Origin of the sequence: Halocalculus aciditolerans (assembly GCF_014647475.1) — an archaeon.
GTDB lineage: Archaea > Halobacteriota > Halobacteria > Halobacteriales > Halobacteriaceae > Halocalculus > Halocalculus aciditolerans.
The window spans coordinates 1-21,548 of sequence record NZ_BMPG01000002.1 but is presented as its reverse complement, the minus strand read 5'-3'; the positions used below and the strand labels follow the sequence as shown (position 1 = coordinate 21,548).

The 21,548-nt window shown below is 70.5% G+C and carries 18 protein-coding genes; 6 read left to right on the top strand and 12 right to left on the bottom strand.

Translation table 11 applies throughout. From position 1 onward, the window contains the following. Positions 1 to 16: 16 nt before the first annotated feature. Positions 17 to 1,366, bottom strand: coding sequence for an ABC transporter substrate-binding protein (locus IEY26_RS06635; protein WP_188977186.1), 1,350 nt, complete (start codon positions 1,364 to 1,366; stop codon positions 17 to 19). Positions 1,367 to 1,585: 219 nt separating this feature from the next. Here IEY26_RS06635 and IEY26_RS06630 point away from each other — a divergent pair, with 219 nt between their 5' ends. The 4 genes from IEY26_RS06630 (at position 1,586) to IEY26_RS06615 (ending at position 6,127) form a co-directional block, all read left to right on the top strand. Continuing rightward, entirely contained in the window at positions 1,586 to 2,992 is a 1,407-nt protein-coding gene (locus IEY26_RS06630) for a class II fumarate hydratase (protein WP_188977184.1), read from the top strand. A gap of 364 nt (positions 2,993 to 3,356) precedes the next feature. Then, complete coding sequence (locus IEY26_RS06625) at positions 3,357 to 3,824, top strand: PH domain-containing protein (RefSeq protein ID WP_188977181.1); 468 nt, start codon at positions 3,357 to 3,359, stop codon at positions 3,822 to 3,824. Continuing rightward, entirely contained in the window at positions 3,821 to 5,443 is a 1,623-nt protein-coding gene (locus IEY26_RS06620) for a PH domain-containing protein (RefSeq protein WP_188977179.1), read from the top strand. The genes IEY26_RS06625 and IEY26_RS06620 overlap by 4 nt, the downstream gene beginning before the upstream one ends. An 84-nt stretch (positions 5,444 to 5,527) precedes the next feature. Then, positions 5,528 to 6,127, top strand: coding sequence for a TetR/AcrR family transcriptional regulator (locus IEY26_RS06615; RefSeq protein ID WP_188977177.1), 600 nt, complete (start codon positions 5,528 to 5,530; stop codon positions 6,125 to 6,127). Here the strand turns inward: IEY26_RS06615 and IEY26_RS06610 are convergent. The 6 genes from IEY26_RS06610 to IEY26_RS06585 all read right to left on the bottom strand — a co-directional run bounded on the left by IEY26_RS06610 (position 6,124) and on the right by IEY26_RS06585 (position 14,534). Further along, a complete protein-coding gene (locus tag IEY26_RS06610) occupies positions 6,124 to 8,505 on the bottom strand; it encodes a xanthine dehydrogenase family protein molybdopterin-binding subunit (protein ID WP_188977175.1) in 2,382 nt (793 codons plus the stop codon). The genes IEY26_RS06615 and IEY26_RS06610 overlap by 4 nt on opposite strands. 66 nt (positions 8,506 to 8,571) lie before the next feature. Then, a complete protein-coding gene (locus IEY26_RS06605) occupies positions 8,572 to 9,813 on the bottom strand; it encodes a VWA domain-containing protein (protein WP_188977174.1) in 1,242 nt (413 codons plus the stop codon). Next, a complete protein-coding gene (locus tag IEY26_RS06600; RefSeq protein ID WP_188977172.1) occupies positions 9,810 to 10,718 on the bottom strand; it encodes an AAA family ATPase in 909 nt (302 codons plus the stop codon). The genes IEY26_RS06605 and IEY26_RS06600 overlap by 4 nt, the downstream gene beginning before the upstream one ends. Positions 10,719 to 10,793: 75 nt before the next feature. Continuing rightward, positions 10,794 to 11,666, bottom strand: coding sequence for an FAD binding domain-containing protein (locus tag IEY26_RS06595; RefSeq protein WP_188977170.1), 873 nt, complete (start codon positions 11,664 to 11,666; stop codon positions 10,794 to 10,796). Further along, complete coding sequence (locus tag IEY26_RS06590) at positions 11,667 to 14,039, bottom strand: xanthine dehydrogenase family protein molybdopterin-binding subunit (protein WP_188977168.1); 2,373 nt, start codon at positions 14,037 to 14,039, stop codon at positions 11,667 to 11,669. It abuts the gene before it with no gap. Positions 14,040 to 14,042: 3 nt separating this feature from the next. Further along, on the bottom strand, positions 14,043 to 14,534 hold the full coding sequence (locus IEY26_RS06585) for a (2Fe-2S)-binding protein (protein WP_188977166.1): 492 nt from the start codon (positions 14,532 to 14,534) through the stop codon (positions 14,043 to 14,045). A 257-nt stretch (positions 14,535 to 14,791) separates the two neighbouring features. Here IEY26_RS06585 and IEY26_RS06580 point away from each other — a divergent pair, with 257 nt between their 5' ends. Next, entirely contained in the window at positions 14,792 to 15,460 is a 669-nt protein-coding gene (locus tag IEY26_RS06580) for a nucleotidyltransferase family protein (RefSeq protein ID WP_188977164.1), read from the top strand. Between the two features lie 44 nt (positions 15,461 to 15,504). After that, the gene (locus IEY26_RS06575; RefSeq protein WP_188977162.1) at positions 15,505 to 16,170 is read left to right on the top strand and encodes a hypothetical protein; all 666 of its coding nucleotides are present in this window, start codon (positions 15,505 to 15,507) and stop codon (positions 16,168 to 16,170) included. 36 nt (positions 16,171 to 16,206) lie between these two features. Here the strand turns inward: IEY26_RS06575 and IEY26_RS06570 are convergent, their stop codons facing one another. From IEY26_RS06570 to IEY26_RS06550, 5 genes are all read right to left on the bottom strand, one after another. Beyond that, complete coding sequence (locus tag IEY26_RS06570) at positions 16,207 to 17,136, bottom strand: zinc finger domain-containing protein (protein WP_188978886.1); 930 nt, start codon at positions 17,134 to 17,136, stop codon at positions 16,207 to 16,209. 177 nt (positions 17,137 to 17,313) lie between these two features. Beyond that, positions 17,314 to 18,507, bottom strand: a complete 1,194-nt coding sequence (locus tag IEY26_RS06565) for a cation:proton antiporter (protein WP_188977160.1) — start codon at positions 18,505 to 18,507, stop codon at positions 17,314 to 17,316. Continuing rightward, positions 18,508 to 18,999, bottom strand: a complete 492-nt coding sequence (locus IEY26_RS06560) for a cation:proton antiporter regulatory subunit (RefSeq protein WP_188977158.1) — start codon at positions 18,997 to 18,999, stop codon at positions 18,508 to 18,510. It abuts the gene before it with no gap. Between the two features lie 41 nt (positions 19,000 to 19,040). Next, complete coding sequence (locus IEY26_RS06555; RefSeq protein WP_188977156.1) at positions 19,041 to 20,657, bottom strand: hypothetical protein; 1,617 nt, start codon at positions 20,655 to 20,657, stop codon at positions 19,041 to 19,043. After that, complete coding sequence (locus IEY26_RS06550; protein ID WP_188977154.1) at positions 20,654 to 21,400, bottom strand: ABC transporter ATP-binding protein; 747 nt, start codon at positions 21,398 to 21,400, stop codon at positions 20,654 to 20,656. The genes IEY26_RS06555 and IEY26_RS06550 overlap by 4 nt, the downstream gene beginning before the upstream one ends. Positions 21,401 to 21,548: the final 148 nt, after the last annotated feature.

The following is a 21,548-nucleotide window of genomic DNA, read 5'->3' as shown; positions in this document are numbered from 1 at the left end:
GATAGAGGAGTGGTGGTTAGTTGCCGAACGCGCTGACGTAGGCACTGAAGGTCGCGTCGACGTCCCAGTTCGAGGTGAACGTCGCGGTCGCGTTCTCGAGGTTGGTGAGCGTCTCCGGCGACGTCGCCAGGCCGTGCGCGATGCTCGGCGGCTGACTGTCGGAGTTCGAGAAGTCGTCCATCTGGTCCTGACTGAAGGGGTTGAACGGCTCTTTCGGCACGTCAGTGCGCGGCGGGATGGACCCCTTCTTGGGGTTGAAGCGCTGCTGGGCGTCGACGGACCCGACGTACCGCAGGAACTTCTTCGTCGCCTCCGGCGAGGGGTTGTTCGCCGGGAACGGGAAGGAGTCCATGACGAGCGTGTAGAGCCCGTCCGTACCGGGGAACGCGACGTGGTCCCAGTGCGTGCCGTACTCGAAGTCCTCCGCGCCGTAGTACATCCCGGCCGCCCAGTCGCCGTTGTGGAAGAACGCGGCGTTCCCGGAGATGAACTCGTTGTTCGCCTGCGTCCAGGAGAGGGAGTCCGAGTCGTCGTTCCAGTGCTCGCGGTACTGCTTGACGATGGAGAGCGCGTCCTTCGCTTCGGTCTCGACGTCGCCGCCGTTCCCGTCGATGAAGGTGTTGTAGGTGTCGAGGCCGTGCTCGCCGAGGAAGACGGTCTCCCAGAGCTGGAGGGTCGTCCACGGGCCGCTGGTGGCCTGCACCATCCCGTGCGCCTCAGTCTCGCTCTCGACGGTCGCCATCGCGTCGACGAGGTCGCTCGGCGTCGAGATGTCGTCGATGGAGACGCCCGCGTCCGAGAGGACCTGCGGGTTGTAGAAGAGGTTGTTGAGCCGGTGGATGTTGAGGGGAACGGTGACGAGGTTCCCGTCCGGCTTCGCGGCGTTCATCGGCCCGTCCATGTACGCGTTCTTCATGTCGTTGTGCGACCAGACGGACTCCTCGATGTCGACGAGCTTGTCGGCTTCCGTGTACGGGAGGAGGTTCTTCCCCGGCCACGCCTGCCAGCTGCTCGGCGGGTTGTTGTTGAGGATGCGCTTTTTGATGACGGACTTGAGGTTCTGCCCGGCCCCGCCGGAGACGGGGTTCTGCTCGACTTCGACCTCCGGGTATTTCTCCTTGAAGCCGTCGAAGAGCGACTGGATGGCGTCGCCGCCGTCGCCGCCCGTCCACCAGTGCTGCACTTCGAGCGTGGCGGACGCGCCGCCGCCGGAGCTGCTCGTGGTGGTCTCGCTCGTGGACCCGTTGCCGCTCCCGCCGCTGTCACCGCCACCGCCGCCGGAACAGCCCGCGAGACCCGCGATTCCTGCGCCCGCTGCGAGTTGTACGTACCGCCGTCGAGTGTGCCCGTTGTCGCTGTCTGTCATGGTTGTCGGCCCTGGGTAACCCGTTACGGGAGATTCCTTATAGTCGTTACCATAACGTTCTTTCACAAACGAGTGAACTGTTCACGAACGGCGAGACACGGCGACGCGCGGTCTCCCGCGGACTCCGGCGCGTTCGCGGCGGCGTCGGCGGCGTCGGCGGCGGACAAGGAGTCACCCGCGACCGATGGCTTTTATCTCCGCCTCTGCGATGGGCCGGATATGAGCGACGACTACCGCGTCGAGCAGGACAGCCTCGGGGAGATGCAGGTGCCGGCGGACGCCTACTGGGGCGCACAGACGCAGCGCGCCGTCGAGAACTTCCCCATCAGCGGCGACACGTTCGACGAGCGGTTCATCCGCGCGCTCGGCGTCGTCAAGAAGGCGGCGGCGCGCGCGAACGCCGACCTCGGGACCGTCCCGGAGGACAAGGCGAACGCCATCGCGCAGGCCGCCGACGAGGTCATCGCCGGCGAGCTCGACGACCAGTTCCCCGTCGACGTCTTCCAGACCGGCTCCGGGACGTCGACGAACATGAACGCGAACGAGGTCATCGGGAACCGCGCGACCGAGCTCTACGGCGGGGAGATCGGGACGCGAGAGATCCACCCGAACGACCACGTGAACTTCGGGCAGTCCTCGAACGACGTCATCCCGACCGCGATGCACGTCGCGGCGCTCGAAGCCCTCCAGAAGGACGTCGAGCCGGCGCTCGAAGAACTCCGCGACGCCCTCGAGGAGAAGGAGGAGGCGTTCGCGGACGTCGTGAAGACGGGGCGCACGCACCTCCAGGACGCGACGCCGGTGACGCTCGGCCAGGAGTTCGGCGGCTACCGCGCCCAGATCGAGAAGGGGATGGTGCGCGTCGAGAACGTCAAGCCGCACCTCCGCGAACTCGCGCTCGGCGGGACAGCAGTTGGAACGGGGCTGAACACGCATCCGAAGTTCCCCGAAAAGGCAGCGGAGTACATCAGCGAGGAGACGGGCATCCAGTTCCGCGAGGCCGACGACCACTTCGAGGCGCAGGCCGCGCACGACGCGATGAGCGAAGCGCACGGCGCGCTCCGCACCGTCGCCGGGAGCATGAACAAGATCGCGAACGATCTCCGCCTGCTCGCCAGCGGCCCGCGGAACGGCCTCGGCGAGATCGAGCAGCCCGAGAACCAGCCCGGGAGCTCCATCATGCCCGGGAAGATCAACCCCGTCGTCGCCGAGGCGGTGAACCAGCTCCACAAGGAGGTCGTGGGGAACGACACGACCATCGAGTACGGCGCGGCGGAGGGCCAGATCGACCTGAACCTCTACAAGCCCGTGCTCGCGCAGGACTTCCTCGAATCGGCCCGCCTCGTCGCGAACGGCGCGAGCACGTTCGGCGAGAAGTTCGTCGCGAAACTCGAAGCGAACGAGGAGTACTGCGCAGATCAGGTGGAGCGCTCGATGGCGCTCGCCACCGCGCTCAACCCCGCCATCGGCTACGACAAGGCGAGCGAGGTCGCGAAGACCGCGCTGAAAGAGAACAAGACCGTCCGCGAAGTCGTCTTGGAGAAGGGCTACCTCGGCGAGGACGAAGTCGACGACGTCCTCGACCCGGCGAAGATGACGGTGCGCGGCATCCTCTCCGGCGAATAGTCAGTCGTCGGCGGCAACAGCGTTGTTTCCAGAGAGGTGCGCGAATTCTCCTTCGCACTGCGGCATCCCTCATCCTTCAAGTGTATAAAACGAGCAATCGGTGCCCGTGGCATCCGACGACCGGGTGCTCGTCAGGGCCCGGAAGGTCGTCGGTTCACCGCGCTCGCTTCACTCGCGCGGGCCGAGGAGTGACCGAAGGGAACGACGACGGCTTTTAGCGTAGCTTGTGTCGCCAGAAGTCTCCGACTTCTGGCTGGACGGCGGGAAATCGAAGATTTTCCGCAGTGCCAGCGAGCGAAGGGAGCGCAGCAAAAGGTACCGCCGTGACCCGGCGATTTTTCACGCCGGCCGGAAAGTGGAGAGTATGGAACGACTGGACCCGCGCGTTCGCTACGTCTGGGGAGCGGGCGCGGTGCTCACGGCGGCTCTCGTCGCGGCGGCCGCGGGGGGCGTCACGTGGGTCGTCCGCGCTCCCGGGGTCGCACCGCCCGTCGCCGCAGCCGCGTTCGTCGCCGCGCTCGTCGTCGGCGTCGCGTACGCGGTGCTCCGGTATCGCGCGTTCCGGTTCGAACTCCGCGAGGACACGCTCTACATCGAGCGCGGCGTGCTGACGGAGGTGCGAACGACGGTGCCGTTCGTGCGCGTCCAGCACGTCGACAGCCAGCGCGGTCCCGTGGAGCGCGCGCTGGGGTTGGCGTCCATCGTGGTCTACACGGCGGGGTCGCGGGGCGCGGACGTCAAGATTCCGGGGCTCGACGCGGCGCGCGCCGCGGAGTTACAGGAGCGACTGCGGTCGCTCGCCATCGAGAGCGAGCCGACTGACGCGGTATGACGGGGACAGGGGGAGCGAGCGGGACGAGACTCCACCCGCTCTCGATTCCGTACCGAGCGGGGACGCGTATCGTCGAGTTCGGGTGGGCGCTCGTGCTCGCGCTCTTCGGCGCGTCGAGCGGCCTCGTCGCGAGCTACCGCTGGTACGCCATCGGCGCTGTCGCCCTCCTCGTGCTCGCCGTGCTCGCCTATCAGGTCGCGGAGTATCGGCGGTTCCAGTACGCGCTCACGGCGGAGACGCTGGACATCGACTCGGGCGTGTTGTCGCGGCGGGAGCGCGAAATCCCGCTCGGCCGCGTGCAGAACGTCGACGTCTCGCAGAACGTCGTGCAGCGCGTCCTCGGCATCGCGACGGTGAACGTCGAGACCGCAGGGGGCGGCGAGACGGAAGCGGTGTTGGCGTGCGTGAGCACGGAGGAGGCCGAACGCCTCCAGCGGGAGATCCGCCGGCGGAAACGCGCCCTCGAAGGCGACGGCGACGAAGAGACGGAAGCCGGGGAGCCGGAGCCGACGGGTGCGGAGACGCCGGACGAGGTGGTGTTCGAGCTGGACGACCGCTCGCTCTTCCTCGTGAGCGTGCTCTCGTTCGACCCGCGGCTCGCGTCGGTGGTGTTCGGCGCGCAGCCGTTCATCTGGCCGGTGCTCGCGCCGATGCTCGAATCGGTCGTGTCGGGGCTGTCGCTCGCGGTGCTGGTCCTCGCGGCGGCCGCGGTGACGCTGGTCGGCGTCGTCTTGTTGTGGACGGCGTCGGCGGCGCGGACGTTCGCGCGCTACTACGGCTTCCGGCTGACGCGCGACGGCGACGACCTCCGGTACGAGCGCGGCCTCCTCCAGCGGTACTCGGGGACGATCCCGCTGGAGAAACTGCAGACGCTCGTCGTGACAGAGAACGTCCTGATGCGGCGGTACGGCTACGCGGCGCTCCGCGTCGAGACGGCGGGGTACGCGCCCGGGTCGGGGTCGAGCGGCGGGTCGGCGACCGTCGTCCCGCTCGCGGACCGCGAGGCGGTGTTCGCGCTCGGCCAGCGACTCGAACCGTTCGAAGTCCCCGAGTTCGAGCGCCCGCCGGCGCGGGCGCGCCGTCGCTACCTCGGCCGGTACGCGCTCGCGGTCGCGGGCCTGCTCGCCGTGACGACGCTCGTCGACCAGTTCGTCGTCGCCTACCCGCTCTGGTGGACGCCCGCCCTCCTCTTCGCGCTCGTCCCGGTCGCGGCGCACTACAAGTACGTGAACCTGGGGTACGCGGCGACGGAGAACCACGCGTTCGCCCGCCGCGGGTTCTTCGCGCGCCACACGCACGTCGTCCCCTACTACCGCGTGCAGACGGTCGTCCGGCGCGCGACCGTCTTCCAGCGGCGGTGGGGGCTCGCGGACGTCGTCGTGGACACCGCGGGGTCGGGCGGCGGGACGAGCGGCGACGCCGTCGTGCAGGATATCGACGCCGAGCGCGCGGCGGGGCTCGCCGACGGCGTCGCCGACCGCCTCCGCACCGCGCTCCGCGAGCGCGTACGAGCGCGACGCGAACGGAACAAGCAAAAGCGAAACGGGCGAGAACGGAGAGAAGACGGGCGGGAGCGGACCGATCAGGGTGGGGTGTCGGAGCGCGACGACGCCGCGTGAGGGCCACCGGCGGAGGCGGGTCGGACCGTTCGATGACTCCGTGAACCCGAACACTCTTCCCGGTAGCTGACCGTTCATTCAGTTATGGACGACGACGCGGGCGAACCCGCCGACACGCGGGAAGCGCTCATGCGGGCGACGTTCCGGGCCCTCTGCGAGCACGGGTACGCCGACCTCTCTATCCAGCGAATCGCCGACGAGTTCGAGAAGTCGAAGAGCCTCATCTACTACCACTACGACGACAAGGACGCGCTCCTCCTCGACTTCCTCGACTACATGCACGAGCGGTTCACGACCGGGATGAGTGAGATGGAGCGCGCGTCCCCGGACGAACAGCTCCTCGGGTTCTACGACACCGTCTCCCCCGAGGAGTTAGACGCCGAGCAGTCGGGGTTCCTCGTCGCGCTCTTCGAACTCCGGACGAAAGCCCCCCACGACGACGCGTACCGCCAGAGCTTCACGGATATGGACGAGCTGATGAAGGAGCATCTCGCGCGCTACCTCGAATCCGGCATCGAGGCGGGCGTGTTCCGCGACGTCGACGTCGACGAGACCGCAGAGCTCCTGCTCTCCGCGTTCACCGGTGTGATGGTGGAGCGCGCGACGACCGACATGGACGACCGCGTAGGCGTCCACCGCGAGGCCTTCGAAGCCTACGTCGACGACCTCCGCGTCGACGACTAACCCGATTGCTGTATCGCGCGCCAGACGCGTTCCTCGGTGAGCGGCATGTCGACGTGGTCGACGCCGTAGGGTTCGAGCGCGTCCACCACGGCGTTCACGACCGCGGGCGGCGCGGCGATGGTTCCCGCCTCCCCGATTCCCTTCACTCCGAGCGGGTTCGTCGGGCTCGGCGTCTCCGTCGCGTCCGTCGTTAGCTCGGGAATCTGGTCGGCCTTCGGGACCGTGTAATCCTGCATCGACCCGGTGAGGAGCGTGCCGTTCTCGTCGTACTGCGCGCCCTCGTAGAGCGCCTGCCCGAGGCCCTGCGCCACGCCGCCGTGCACCTGCCCCTCGACGATCTTCGGGTTCACCTGTACGCCGCAGTCGTCGACGGCGACGTACCGCTCGACGTCGACTTCGCCCGTCTCGGGGTCGACGGCGACGACGGCCGCGTGCGTCCCGAACGCGTACGCGGTCTCCTCCTGCTCGAAGAACGTCGTTTCCTCCAGTCCGGGTTCGAGGTCGCCGGGGAGACGGCCGTACGCCGCGCGCGCCACGTCCGCGAACGCGACGGACTGCTCGGGCGCGCCCGCGACGTGGAACGCGCCGTCCTCGAAGACGGTGTCTTCCGGCGCGGCTTCGAGTTCGCTCGCCGCGATGTCGCGGGCCTTCTCCCGAACGTCCGCGGCGCTCTCGGCGAGCGCGCTCCCGGCCGTGATGGTGCTCCGACTCCCGAACGTCCCCGTCCCCGCCGGGATGCGGTCCGTGTCGCCCTCCACGACCTCGACGTCCTCGTCGGGGATGCCCAGTTCGTCCGCGACGATCTGCGCGTACGTCGTCGCGTGCCCCTGCCCGTGGGAGTGCGTGCCCGCGAACACCGTCACGCCGCCGTCCGGATGGACGCGTACGACGCCCGACTCGAACCCGCCGCCGGTCGACTCCACGAAGTTCGCGAGCCCGACGCCGACGAGCCGGCCGTCATCGCGCTCCGCGCGCTCTCCTCTCTCCCCGCGCTTTCCGCGCTCTCCGTTCGCGCCCTCCTCTCCGCGCTTCTCTCGCACGGCCTCGTAGTCGACGAGGTCGAGCGCGCGGTCCATCGCCGCTTCGTACTCGCCCGAGTCGTAGGTCGCGCCGACCGCCGTCTCGTGCGGGAAGTCGTCCGGGTCGAGGAGGTTCCGCCGCCGGAACGCCGCCGGGTCGCAGCCGAGGGCGTCCGCGGCGCGCTTCACGAGGCGTTCGAGGACGTAGATGGCCTCCGGTCGCCCCGCGCCGCGGTAGGAGTGGACGGGCGCGGTGTTCGTGAAGACGCCGCGCGTCCGGCAGCAGACCGCGGGAATCTCGTACTCGCCGGCGAGCAGCCGGCCGTACCACGTCGCGAGCGCGGGCCCGCTCCCGAGCCCGTACCCGCCGACGCCCGCGTACGTGTCCGCGCGCAGCCCGCGAATCGTCCCGTCAGCGTCGAACGCGAGCGCCGCCGTCGTCACGTGGTCGCGGCCGTGCGCGCCCGCCTGATAGTTCTCCGAGCGCGTCGCCACCCACTTCACCGGCCTGTCCAACTCTCGGGCCGCCCACGCCGCCATCGCCTCCCCGGGGTGGTGGTGGCCCTTGTGCCCGAACCCGCCGCCGACGTCCGGCGCGACGACCCGGACGTCGTTTTCCCGCAGCCCGAGCGTCTGCGCGAGCTTCGAGCGGTGGCGGTGCGGCGACTGGCTCGTCATCTCCACGCGGAGTGTCCCGTCGTGAACTCGCGCGAGCGCGGCGCGCGGCTCCATCGCGTTCGCGACGAGCCGGTTGTTCACGAGGTCGAGCTCTACCACTTCGTCGGCGTCCTCGAACGCCGCGTCCGTCGCCGCCTCGTCGCCGAGTTCGCCCGCCGTCGCGACGTTGTCCGGGCAGGCCTCGAAGAGCGTCGGCGCATCGGACGCCGTCGCGTCCACCGGGTCCACGGCCGCCTCGCGCGGGGTATATGAAACGTCGACGGCGGCCGCGGCGTCCGCCGCCCGATACCGCGACTCCGCGACCACCGCGGCCACCGGCTGGCCCTGGTAGCGCACGCGGCCGTCCGCGAGCACCGGATGCCCCGGCACGTCACCGCGCACGCGGTCCGTAATCGGAAGCCGCCCGGGGATTCCCGCCTCGCGCAGGTCCGCCCACGTGTACGCCGCGAGCACGCCGTCCATCGCCTCGGCCGCCCGCGTGTCGATGGCCTCGACGTCCGCGTGGCCGTGCGGGCTCCGGACGAACGCGAGATGCGTCTCGCCGGGCGCGGTGATGTCGTCCGTGTACTCGGCGTTCCCCGTGAGGAGGTCGGGGTCCTCGCGGCGCTCGCGCGGCCTCCCAACGTGTCGTTCCGCTCGCGCCCGCGCTTCCGCGTCCTCGCCGACCGTCGGCTCCGTCATACCCCAGTGCTCGCCGAGAGCGCGGATAAACGTTCGTGGCCCTACGCGTCCCGCCGGCTCCACACCTCAGGCGCGGCCGCCGCGCGCCGCGAGCTCCGTGCGCGGCCCGTACTGCGCGAGCTCCGCGGCGACGCGTTCGAGGTCGTCGGGGCCGGCGAACCCGTAGAGGCCGTCGACGAAGGGGAGCGCGGTCGCCATGCCGCGCGCAGTCGGCTCGTAGCGCTCGGAGACGGCGAGCGGGTTCAGCCAGAGGACGCGGCTCGCGCGCCGCGAGAGCCACGCCATCGCGCCCTCGAGCTCGTCGAGCTCGCCGCGCTCCAGCCCGTCGCTCACCACGACCGCCGTCGTCGCCCAGTCCACCGCGTCCGGATACGTATCCCGGACCTCGGCGAGCGCGTGCCCGATGCGCGTCCCGCCGCCCCACTCCGTCTGCGCGGCTTCGAGTTCGCGCACCGCCGCCGCGATGCTCGGCGCGTCGAACGCCGTCGAGACTTCGCGGACGTCCGTATCGAAGAAGAACACGCGCGTCCGCCGCCACTCCCGGCGGAGCGCCGCGACGAACTGCAGGAGGAATCCCCTATCTACCGTGTCGAGAACGGACTGGCTGACGTCGACGAGGACGATGCCCTTCGCCGCGGTCTCCTTCCGCGACTGCTCGGGGAGCGGGAGCGGCGCGCCGCCCGCGCTGAGACTCCGCCGGAGCGCCGCTCGCGTGTCCGGCCGCCCCCGACCGCTCTGCTGCCAGCGCCGCCCGGGGAGGTCGGCGACGGCGCGCGTGAACGCGCGGACCGCGGCCTCGACGCGCGCGGTGTCTCGAACGGCGACGGCGTCCGCGGAGAACTCGTCCGGGGAGCCCGCGGGACTGTACTGCGCCGTCGTGGCGTCCGCGTCCGCGTCGTTCGACCCCGGCGTCACCGTCGCGCCCGCGCCGGCCGCCGACCCGCCGCTCGCGCGGTCGTCGCCGACCTCCGACGCGTTCGGGTCCGTCCCGCCGATGCTCGCCGACACGCCCGTCTCCGGCCGGACGTCGTCGGAGAGGCGGCCGTCCGCGTACGCCGGCGACCCCTCGCCCGTGACCCGCGTCCAGAAGACCGAGAAGAGCCGGTCGAAGGGTTCGAGGTCCGCCTCGCGCGTCACGAGCGTCGCCCGCAGCGCCGCGCGGACCTGCGCCTCCTCGAAGCGCTCGACGGCGTCGAGGGCGCGCGCCGCCGCGAGCGCGCCGTTCGCCGGCACCGCGACGTTCGACTCGCTCAGCTCGCGGACGAACCGGAGGAGTTCGTCGCGGAGCGTATCGGGGTCGACGCTCACGGCTCCGAGACGAGGTCGGCGAGGAGGTCGTCGTCGACGCGGCGGACGTCCTCGGCGTCCTTCAGGAGACAGCCGAGCGTCCGCCGGGCGTCCGCGACGGTGAGGTCTCCGTCCGAGGCGTCGAGCACGGAGAGCGCGGACGCCCAGTCGAGCGTCTCCGCGATGCCCGGGCGTTTCCGCAGCGGCTCCTCGCGCAGGCGGTGGGTGACGCGGCAGACGTCCTCGGCGACCTCGCGGCCGAGCTCCGGGACCTTCCGCTCCACGATGGCGCGCTCTTTCTCCTCGCTCGGCGGCTCCACGTAGAGGTAGAGACACCGCCGCTTCAGCGCGTCCGAGAGCCCGCGCGTCCGGTTCGACGTGATGACGACGACCGGCGGCACGCTCGCCGACACCGTGCCGAGTTCGGGAATCGAAATCTGGAAGTCGGAGAGGAGTTCGAGGAGGAGCGCTTCGAACTCCTCGTCCGCCCGGTCGACCTCGTCGATGAGGAGGACGGGCGGTCGCCCGTTCCGCCCGCCGCGGAGCGCGCGCAAGAGCGGGCGCTCTAAGAGGTAGTCCTCCGTGAAGACGGAGTTGTCGTCGGCGACGCCGGCCTCGCCGGACTGCACGGCGAGCAGTTGCTTCGTGTAGTTCCACTCGTAGAGGGTGTTCTCGGCGGCGAGCCCCTCGTAGCACTGGAGGCGGACGAGTTCGGTCTCGAAGCCGGCGGCGAGGACTTTCGCGAGCTCCGTCTTCCCCGCGCCCGGTTCGCCCTCGACGAGCAGGGGTTTCCCGAGCCGGAGCGCGAGCAGCACGGTCGTCACGATGTCGTCCTCGGCGACGTAGTCCTCGCCGTCGAACACCGCGCGGATGTCGGCCTCCGAGACGTCGTCGAACCCGCGCGTGGCGTCGGCGGCGTCCGTCATGGTCGTCCTCGCGTTCGTCTCATCGTGTGGGAATCGTTCGTGTTCACGGGGTAAAAACTGGGCGTGGTCGGGGCGTCAGGTCGCGCGCTCGATGGCGGCCGCGACCGCGCGGCCCGTGTAGACGGAGAGGAGTTGCGCGCGGAACTCCGCCGACGCCTGATTGTCGTCCATCATGAAGTCCACGTCGAGGTCGTCGGCGGCGTGTTCGCCCGCGGCCTCGGCAGCGTCCTCGGTCGCGGGGCCGCCGACGAGTTCGTCCTCCACCGGCTGGAGGCGGACGCCGTGGTCCATCGCGCCGTTCGCGCCGATGCGCGCGCTCGTGACCGTGCCGTCCTCGACTTCGACGGTGGCGGCGACGCCGACCATCGCGTACCCCGAGGAGGGGCTGGGCTTCTTCGCGTACGCGCCGCCCGCCGAGTCCTCGTGGGGGACGCGGACGCCCGTCACGAGTTCGCCCGGCCCGACGTCCGTCGCGTACATCCCGAGGAAGAACTCGTCCGCCGGGACCTCTCGGCTCCCGTCCCGGCTCTCCAAGAGGAGCGTCGCGTCGGCGGCGAGCGCCGCCCCGGGAAGGTCCGAGGCGGGGTCGGCGTGCGCGAGATTCCCGCCGATCGTCCCGCGGTTCCGCACCTGGACGTCGCCGACCTGACTCGCCGCGTCGGCGAGCGCCGGCGCGTGCTCGTGCAGGCCGTCGTGGTCGGCGATGTCCGCGTAGTGCGTGAGCGCGCCGATGCGCGTCGAATCACCGTCCTCTTCGATGCCCCGGAGGTCGGCGATACCGCCGATGTCGATGAGGGCGTCCGGGCTCGCGAGCCCGGACTTCATCGTCGGGAGCAGGCTGTGCCCGCCCGCGAGGAGTTCCGCGTTCTCGTCGCTGTGCTCGTCCATCAGGTCGAACGCCTCCGCGACGTTCGACGCCTCGTAGTAGTCGAACTGTTTCGGGAACATCTACTTCGCCTCCTCGACCGCCCGCCACACGCGCTCTTCCGTGAGCGGCATCTCGATGTCGTCGACGCCGAACGGCTGCAGCGCGTCCGTCACGGCGTTCACGACGGCCTGCGGAGCCGCGATCGTCCCCGCTTCGCCGACGCCCTTCACCCCCAGTGGGTTGTGCGGACAGGGCGTCACCGTGCTCTCCGTCTCCAGCTCGGGAATCTGTTCGGCCTTCGGGACCGTGTAATCCTGCAGGCTCCCCGTGAGGAGCGTGCCGTTCTCGTCGTACTGCGCGCCCTCGTAGAGCGCCTGCCCGATGCCCTGCGCGACGCCGCCGTGGATCTGGCCTTCGACGATTTTCGGGTTAATCTGGTTCCCGACGTCGTCGACGGCGACGTACCGCTCGACCTCGATTTCGCCGGAGTCGGGGTCGACGGAGACGATGGCCGCGTGGAGGCCGAACGGGAAGACGAAGTTGTCCGGGTCGTAGAACGACGTCGCCTCCAGCCCCGGCTCCATGTCGTCGGGGAGGTCGTGGGCGAGGTAGGCCGCGCCCGCGACTTCCTGGATGCCGACGGACTGCTCGGGCGCGCCCGCGACGTGGAACGTCCCGTGGTCGAACTCGACGTCTTCTGCGTCCGCCTCGAGTTGGTGGGCGACGATTTCACGGGACTTCTCGACGATTTTCCGCGCGCTCTCCACGAGCGCGCTCCCGCCGACCGCGGCGCTCCGCGAGCCGTACGTCCCCATGCCCTGCGGGACTTCGTCGGTGTCGCCCTCGACGATTTCGACGTCGTCGTAGGGGATACCGAGTTCGTCCGCGACGATCTGTGAGAACGTCGTCGCGTGCCCCTGGCCGTGCCCGGACGTGCCGACGTAGGCGGTGACGGTGCCGGACTGGTGGACGCGGACGAGCGAGCTCTCCCAGAGCCCGGCCTGCGCGCCGAGCTGCCCGGCGAGCTCGGAGGGCGCGAGCCCGCACGCCTCGATGTAGGCGGAGAGCCCGATGCCGAGGTATTTGCCGTCCTCGCGCGCGAGTTCCTGCTCCTCGCGGAAGGCGTCGTAGTCGATGGCGTCGAGCGCGGCGTCGAGGGTCTTCTCGTAGTCGCCGGAGTCGTACTCGACGGCGACCTCGGTCTGGTAGGGGAAGTCGTCGCTGTCGACGAAGTTCTTCCGCCGGAACTCGGCGGGGTCCTCGCCGATCTGCCTCGCCGCCTGCGTCACGATGCGCTCGACGAGGTAGGACGCTTCCGGGCGTCCCGCGCCGCGGTAGGCGTCGACGGGCGGGACGTTCGTGAACGCGCCCGTCACCTCGACGTGAATGGCCGGGATGTCGTACTGCCCGGAGAGGAGCGTCCCGTAGAGGTACGTGGGGACGGCGGGCGCGAACGTCGACAGGTACGCGCCGAGGTTCGCCTTCGTGTCCACCTCGAAGCCCGTGATGTGTCCGTCCGCGTCGAGCGCCATCCGCGCGCTCGTCTCGTGGCCGCGGCCGGGCGCATCAGTTTGAAAGCCCTCCGTGCGCGTCGCCACCCACTTCACGGGTCGTTCGAGTTCGCGCGCGCAGAGCGCGGTCAGCGCCTCGTCCGCGTAGTGGTGGATTTTCGCGCCGAACCCGCCGCCGACGTCCGGCGCGCGGACGTGGAGTTTCTGCTCGGGGTGGTCGATGACCCCGGACATCAGGAGGCGGTGCAGGTGGGGGTTCTGCGACGTCATGTGGACGCGCAGGTCGTCCGACCCCGCGTCGTACTCGGCGACCGTCGCCCGCGGCTCCATCGGGTTCGAGATGAGGAGCTGGTTCACGAGGTCGATGTCGACGATTTCGTCGGCGTCCTCGAACGCCGCGCTCGTCTTCTCGGCGTCGCCGAGCTCCCACTCGAACGCGACGTTCCCGTCGTCTTCGTCGTGGAGCGTCGGTGCGCCCTCCGCGAGCGCGTCTCCGGGGCTCGTCACGGCGTCGAGTTGCTCGTACTCCACGTCGACGGCCTGGGCGGCGTCGGCGGCGACCGCCCGCGAGTCCGCGACGACGACCGCGACGGCGTCGCCCTGATAGCGGACGCGTTCGCTCGCCAGAATCGGATGCGGGGGCGTGCGGAGGCTCTCGAGGAGCCAGCCCACCGGAATCTCCCCGGGGACGTCGAAGTCCGCGGCCGTGAAGACCGCTTCCACGCCGTCCATCGCTTCCGCCTCGCTCGTGTCGATGTCGCCGACCTTCGCGTGCCCGTACGGGCTTCGCGTCGCGGCCATGTGCAGCATGTTCGGCCGCTGGATGTCGTCGGTGTACTCCGCGCGGCCCGTGATGAGCGAGGGGTCCTCGCGTCTTTTCACGGCCGAGCCGAGCACTTCCTCTATCGGTACCTCGTCCGCGTCGATGGTTTCGATTGACATGCGTCAGTCCCCGTGTGCTTGTGCGCCGCGGAGCTTCCCGGCCGCGCTCTCGACGGCGTTTACGATGTTCTGATAGCCGGTGCAGCGACAGAGGTTGCCTTCGAGGGCCTCCCGAATCTCCTCGCGGCTCGGGTCGGGGTTCTCTTCGAGGAGCTGTTTCGTCGTCATAATCATCCCCGGCGTGCAGTAGCCACACTGGAGGCCGTGTTCTTCCTGGAAGGACTCCTGTATCGGGTGGAGGTCACGGCCCTCCGCGAGCCCTTCGACGGTCGTGATTTCCTTCCCGTCGGCCTGCACGGCGAGCAGCGTGCAGGATTTGGCGGCGTCGCCGTCGACGTGGACGGTGCACGCTCCGCAGAGCGTGCTCTCGCAGCCGACGTTCGGGCCGGTGTAGCCGAGTTCGTCCCGGAGTGCGTGTACCAGGAGCGTGCGCGATTCGACGGTCAGTTCGTGGTCCTCACCGTTGACGGTGAGCGTGATGTCGTGTTCTGCCATGTGTCGTCTGTGTTCCCGTGGCGTGGTTCGCGTCTCGGGCCTCGGCCGCTCCGTCGAGTGTTGAGGCGCGCCGTCACCCCGGACGAACACACCAAGTCCTTGTCACCATCGGACGGTGTGACTAGGGATACCACACAGCAAAAAGGTATCCCAGCCCCCCATCCACGACCCACCACGTTGCCGAATATTCGTGAAGGATTATCGTTGCGGGCGCGTGCGGACAACGCCTATCTACCCCGCGCACGCTACGTCGAGACGTGCCAGCCGACCGCGCGCGCGACGAGCTTCCGGTCGTCACGCCATCCGCGGACGCGACACCGCCGTCAACCCCGTCGACGGTCGTCGGCGTCCTGCTCGCCGCCGGGACGAGCAGCCGGTACGGCGACGCGAACAAACTCCTCGCACCACTGGACGGCGAACCGCTCGTCCGCCGCGCCGCCCGCGCCCTCCGCGACAGCGGTGTCGACCGCGTCGTCGTCGTCCTCGGGCACGACGCCGACCGCGTACGCGACGCCCTCACCGGTCTCTCCGTCGACCTCATCGAGAACCCCGACTACGAACGGGGGCAGGCGACGTCGGTCGCAGCGGGCGTTCGCGCGGCCCGTGACGCCGGCGCGGACGCCGCCGTCTTCGCGCTCGGCGACATGCCGTTCGTCGCGCCCGCGAGCGTCGACGCCCTGCTCGCGGTCTACGCCACCAGGAAGTGGACCGCGCTCGCCGCCGCCTACGAGGGGAGACGAGGGAATCCCGTGCTCTTCGACGCCCGGCACTTCGACGCGCTCGCCGACGTCGACGGCGACGTCGGCGGGAAGTCCATCCTCCTCGACGGCGAGCGGAGCGCGCTCGTCGAGACCGGCGACCCCGGCGTCCGCCGCGACATCGACACCCGAGAGGCGTACCAGGAGGCGCTCGCCGACCGCGAGTGAGAGCCCACCCTGAGGTTTATTTTTCGACGCGGTGACCGCGACGCATGAGCGCGGGAGACGACGCCGATGAATCGCCCCGAAGTGGCGGGGAATCAGCCGAGGGCGACGCCGACAGCTCGGTGGGAAGCGACGAGGAATCGACGGGAACCGGTGCGGCGTTCCGGGGACAGTGGCGCGTGGACTACGGCGACTACGACCCGGCGGCCGTCGAAGCCGCGTTAGAGAGCGAGTGGCGGCGCGACCTCCTGCTCGCCGACTACGAGAACGCCGCCGAAGACGGGCGGAACAAGGAGACGCTCCTCATCCAGTCGTTCTACGTCTCCCTCGCGCTGTTCGGCCTGCTCCTCGACGTGGCGAGCCGGCTCTACTGGAACGGCCGGCTCGCGGAGCTCGCGGGCGTCGCTGCCGTCGGCGCGCTCCTCTTCTGCCTCCTCTCGAACTGGTCGCTCCGCTACCGGCGCGGGCGGAACGCCGCGTGGGACCGGCGGAGCGAAATCGAAGACTACGTCGAGCGCGTCGACGACGCCCTTCTCCGGAGCAACGACGCGAAGTTCAAACGCCTCACGCGCGTCGAGAACGGCCGCTATCGGCTGGACGGCCAGCGGTGGTACGAGACGGGTTCTATCGCCGACCTCGTCGTCTACACGGAACTCGGTATCGGCGCGCTCTGGGTCGTCGTCGCGACGTACGCGGTCGCCACGCTCGCATGAACTCCTACATCCTCCGGGCAGGACAAGTCGACCGAGTCAGCGGAGCGAGCGTTCGACGCCCGTGTAGCCGCAGGATTCGCAGAAGGTCGTAGAGCGCTCGCCGAGCGAGTAGCCGACGAGCGGCGTGCCACAGCGCGGGCAGGGGTCGTCGGGGCCGGCGAGCGGTTCGACGCCGCCGACGACGACGGTGAGGTCGAGGGCGTCCGGGTCGCGGTCGTCCTCGACGGTCGCGCCCCAGATGAGGTGGGCGTCGGACGCGACGCGCTCGCGGACGCCCGCGACGACGTCGCCCGCGGTTTCGACGGTGACGCCGGGGCCGCCGACGACGTGGACGAGGACCGTCGGGGCCTGCGCGAACCCGAACCCGGGCGGGGCGGCGTCGAGCGTCCGGCCGACGACGGCCGCGTTCGCGTCGCCGGGGTCCGCGTGCCCGCTCGCGAGGACGGCGAGGTCGTGGTCGCCGAGGACGGTGCGGAGGTCCGCGAGGTCGAGGTTCACGACGCCGACGCCCTCGACGATGTCTCTGAGGACCGCGACGCCCGCTCGGAGCGCGGTTTCGGCGTCACCGTGGCCGCCGACGAGGACGACGGCGTCGGCCGCGGCGCGGAGGTCGCGGAGCGCCGCCCACGCCTCTTGGTTCAGGCCGCCGTCGGGGACGGCCGCGACGACGACGCCGAGCGTGTCGGGCGCGAGCGCGTCGACGGCCGCGACGGCGTCCCCGGTCGCGTCGCCGAGTTCCACGGCGGCGAAAACCGCCGTCGCGTCCACGTGTGCGGGAACCGCGCTCGCCCCCGCAGGGTGTGAGTCGCCGTCGCTCGCGGTGTCCGCGTCAGTGTCCGTGTCCGCGTCGGTATCGGTGGCAACGTCGGTGTCGGTGGCGGCGTGGCCGGCGGGGCCGAAGCCGCGGACGACGATGGAGTCGGCGAGCGCGTCGAGGGCGGCGCGGAGCGAGCGCTCTCCGGTCACGCGCGCTCCCTCCGCGCCTCGCGTCCCGCGCCCGCCATCGTGGTGGTATCCGGTGCGCGGCCCTCATAAATCCATCCGGAGAATCGCGCTCGAACGCCCGGAACCGCGGGCGAGGCGTGTCAGCCCGCTATCCGCTCGGCAGCGAAGCGGGGCAGGAAGTCGCGGCGAGGTGGGCGGTCAGGTGTCGGCGAGGCCGACGGCGCGGGCGATGCGTGGTTCGTACTGGATGCAGAGCGTGCCGAGGAGGCTCATGGCGAGGACGTAGCCGGCGGCGAACGCCGGGACGAGGTCGCGGACTTCGGGGACGGCGCTCGTGGCGGCGAGCGTCGCGATGATGAGGGAGAACTCGCCGCGGGCGACGAGGCCGAGGCCGACGCGGACGGAGCGGCGGTCGGAGAGGCCGTAGAGGCGGCCGCTGGCGACGCCGGAGACGAGTTTGCTCGCGGTCGTGAGGAGGACGGCGACGGCGAGGAGGACGGCGACGTCGGCGACGACGAGCAGGTCGGTGACGAGGCCGATGGAGAAGAAGAAGACGGCGGCGAAGACGTCGCGGAGGGGGGTGAGCGCGGTCTCGATGCGCTCGACGAGCGACGTGCCGGTGAACGCGGTGCCGACGAAGAACGCCGCGACCGCTTCGCTCACGCCGAGCGAGAGCGCGAGGGCGGCGACGACGACGAGCACGCCGAAGACGTGGAGGACGAAGAGTTCGTCCGAGTTGATGTCGAAGACGCGCTCGACCTGCTTCGTGCCGAGGGACGCCGCGGCGGCGAGCACCGCGAGGAAGACGAAGGACTGTCCGACCGTGACCGCGGCCTCGGAGAGCGTGCCGCCGCCGATGACGACGGCGGAGACGACGGCGAGGTAGACGGCGATGAGGAGGTCCTCGACGACGAGCGTGCTGAGGATGACCTCCGCGTCCGGGTTCGCGAGCCACCCCGCCTCCGTGAGCGACTTCGTGATGATGGCGCTGGAGGAGATGTAGACGATGCCGACGAGGAGGACGGTTCCGGTCACGCCGAACCCGAAGAGCAGTCCGATGGCGACGCCGACCGCGGCGTTCACCGCGAAGTCGAGCGCGCCGATACCGAGGACGCGCCGGGTGTTCGAGAAGAGCGTCTCGACGTGGAACTCCAGCCCGAGGAAGAACAGGAGGAGGACGACGCCGAGCTCCGCGATGGTGTCGATGAAGGCCGTGTGCTCGACGAGCCGGAGGGAGACGCCGAAGAGGTTCGTCGGGACGTGCGGGCCGACGATGATGCCGGCCGCGATGTACGCCGGGATGACGGACTGGCCGAACCGCCGGGCGAGCGCGCCGGCGAGCGCGATAGCGAGGAGCGCGATCCCGACTTCGAGGAGAGAGAACGCCGCCATCTAGTCGAGCGAGCCGGTCCGGAGGAGCGTCTCCAGCGCCTGCTGATCCTCGCGCGTGCCGACGACGACGAGGACGTCGCCGGCTTCGAGCGTCGTGCGCGCGCCGGGACTGGCGAGCGTGTCGTCGCCGCGCTGCACGGCCGCGACCGTCACGCCCGTGTGCTCGCGGATACCGGCGTCCGCGAACGTCTCCCCGACGAGCGGCGACGTCTCAGGGACCGTCACCCACTCGATGACCGCGCCGCCGAGCGGGACGTCCGCGTTGTCGAGGTCGAGCGGCTGGAAGTCCGCCCCCTGGAGGACGTTCGCCGCGTCCTTCGCCTGCGTCGACGACAGGTCGAAGAGCTTCTCCGCGTCCGCGTCCGCGTTCGGCCGGCGGAATATCTCGCGCTTCCCGTCGTGGTGGACGATGACGACGAGCCGCGAGCCGTCGTCCGCCTCGACCTCGTAGCGCTTCCCCACGCCGGGGACGTCCGCCTCGTAGATGACCATGTAGTCTACTCGCCGGCCGAGAGAGCCATAAATCACCGGGGTTAGAGCGTGTACGAGTCGACGGCGTCGACCGCGGACCGGTAGCTCACGTAGCCGGCGACGCCGACGAATCCGGCGGTGACGAGCGCGCCGAACACCTGCACGCTCTCGGCGGAGAGGCCGACGGCGTTCCCGATGCCGGACGCGACGAGCGTGCTCTGCGTCGCGAGCCCGGGGAGGGAGACGATGAAGAGGACGAGAGAGTAGACGGCGAACGCGATGAGGCTCGGCGCGACGACGCGGCGGCTCCGCGAGATGCGGACGGCGTCGAACCGCGGGAACGCACAACCGACGCCCGTCGCGAGCATCGACCCGCCGACGAGGAGCGCGAGCGTCGCGGCGGCGAGCGTGAGAAGCTGGGTCGGTGTGAGCGGGACGAGAACGCCGAGCACGAGCGCGGCGGGGAGGACGACGCCCGCGCCGGCGAGCACGGCGGCCGTGACGAGGCCCCGGACGTACGCGCGCCCGGAGAGCCCGCTCGTGAGCGTCACGGGGAGCATCGCGCCGTCGTCGCCGAGCGGGTTCAAGGCGAACCCCGCGCCCGCCGCCCACGCGCCGTAGACGGCGATTACGACCGGGAGCGCGCCGGGGACCTCGCCCGTCTGCGCGATATCGGCGAGCGGCGTGACCAGCGCGAACGACGGGTAGAGGACGAAGACGACCTTGATGGGGCGGCGGTAGGCGCGTGTCAGCGCGATGCGCGCGACCCACGCCGACGGCCCGCCGACCGCGCTCGCGAGCCGTCCGCCCGCCACCGACGTCTCCTCGTGCTCCCCGGACGCCCGCGTCGAGGCGACCGTCTCAGTGTACCAGGCGTCGCCGGCCGCGGCGACGGCCGCGCGGAGGCAGACCGGCGTCACGGCGGCCACGGCGGCGAACCCGGCGACCGCGAGCAGGGGTGACGCCGTGCCGAGCGCGGCGAGCGGCGCGAGCCCGACCCAGCCGACCGGCGTCCCGCCGACGGCGTCGAGCAGCGGGCGGAAGACCGAGAAGTCCTGATAGACCGTCACGAAGTACATGTAGGCGAGGAAGACGCCGACTGCGAGCTTCGACTTGTGCGCGGCGAAGAACGGCGACCGCGCGATGCCGGCGCGGAGGACGTACCCCACGGCGTGCCCGGCCGTCACCGCGAACACCGCGAGCACACCCACCGCGAGCGGCACACAGACGCCCGCGAGGAGCGAGCCGGAGCCGACCGCCAGCCCGCCGCCGACGAGGAGCGCGAGCGGCGTCAGATACACCGCGACGCCCACCAGCTCCGCGACGAGGATGCCGCCGACCACGTCCCGATACGGGACGGTGGTGAGCATCCCGGCCTCGTGGTCGATTTCGCCCTGCTCGCCCACGATTCGGAAGCCCGTCAGCCCGCCGAGACCGAGCACGATACCCGACGCCGTCCACGTCGCGTACGTCGCCGCGTTCGAGACCGCTCCCGCGGCGAGCTGCCCGCCGACCACGTACGCGCCGGCCGCCGCCCCGAACGCCACCCCGACGAGGAACAGCGCGCCGACGGCGAGCGCCACCAACTGGAGGGCGCTCCCCGTGACGACGCGAAACCGGCGGACCGTCTCGAACCGACCGATAGCGAGTGCGTGCGACGGGTTCGGGAATCCCCTCACGGCTCGTCCTCCGTCGTCACTTCGAAGAAGACGTCCTCCAGACTCTGCTGCTCCCCGGACGCCGCCCGCCGCTTCAACGCGTCCGGCGCGCCCTCCGCCACCAGGTCACCGTCGAACAGTACGCCGACCGTGTCCGCGAGCTCGTCGACGACCGAGAGGATGTGAGAAGAGAGGAAGACCGTCGCGTCCTCCGCCGCCAACGCCGCGATGGTGTCCCGTACCGTTCGCGCCGCCCGCGGGTCCAGCCCCGACGTCGGCTCGTCTAAGAACACCACGTCCGGCTCGTGGAGGAGCGCCTGCACGATTCCCGTCTTCTGCTTCATCCCCTTCGAGTACGCGCTGATGCGTTTGTCCGCGTCCCCCGCCAGCCCGAACCGGTCGAGGAGTTCGTCGATGCGCGCCGCCCCCTCCCGCTCCGGGAGGTCGCGCAACCCCGCGATGTACTCCAGTTGCTCGCGGCCGGTCAGCTCGTCGAATAACGGTGGTTCCTCCGGCAAATAGCCGATTCGCGGCACCACCGCGTCGCGGTCCGCCACCGACGCCCCGGCAATCGACGCCGACCCCCGCGTCGGCACCGTCAACGTCGTCAACATCCGCATCGTCGTCGTCTTCCCCGCCCCGTTCGGCCCCAGAAACCCGTACACCGTCCCCGCCGGAATCGAGAGGTCCAACCCCTCGACGGCGACCTCCTCGCCGTACACCTTCGTCAAATCCCTCGCCTCGATAGCCAGTGGCCCGGACATACGACGACCTGCACCCCACACCCGGGAATACGTTGTGGAAGCGAAGTGTTACCACTCCCCAACCACTCGTGACCCACCGCTATGTATACCGAGAAAAATCCCCGAACAACAACAGCCCCGATGGCTGTCGCTCCTCGGAGACTAATGA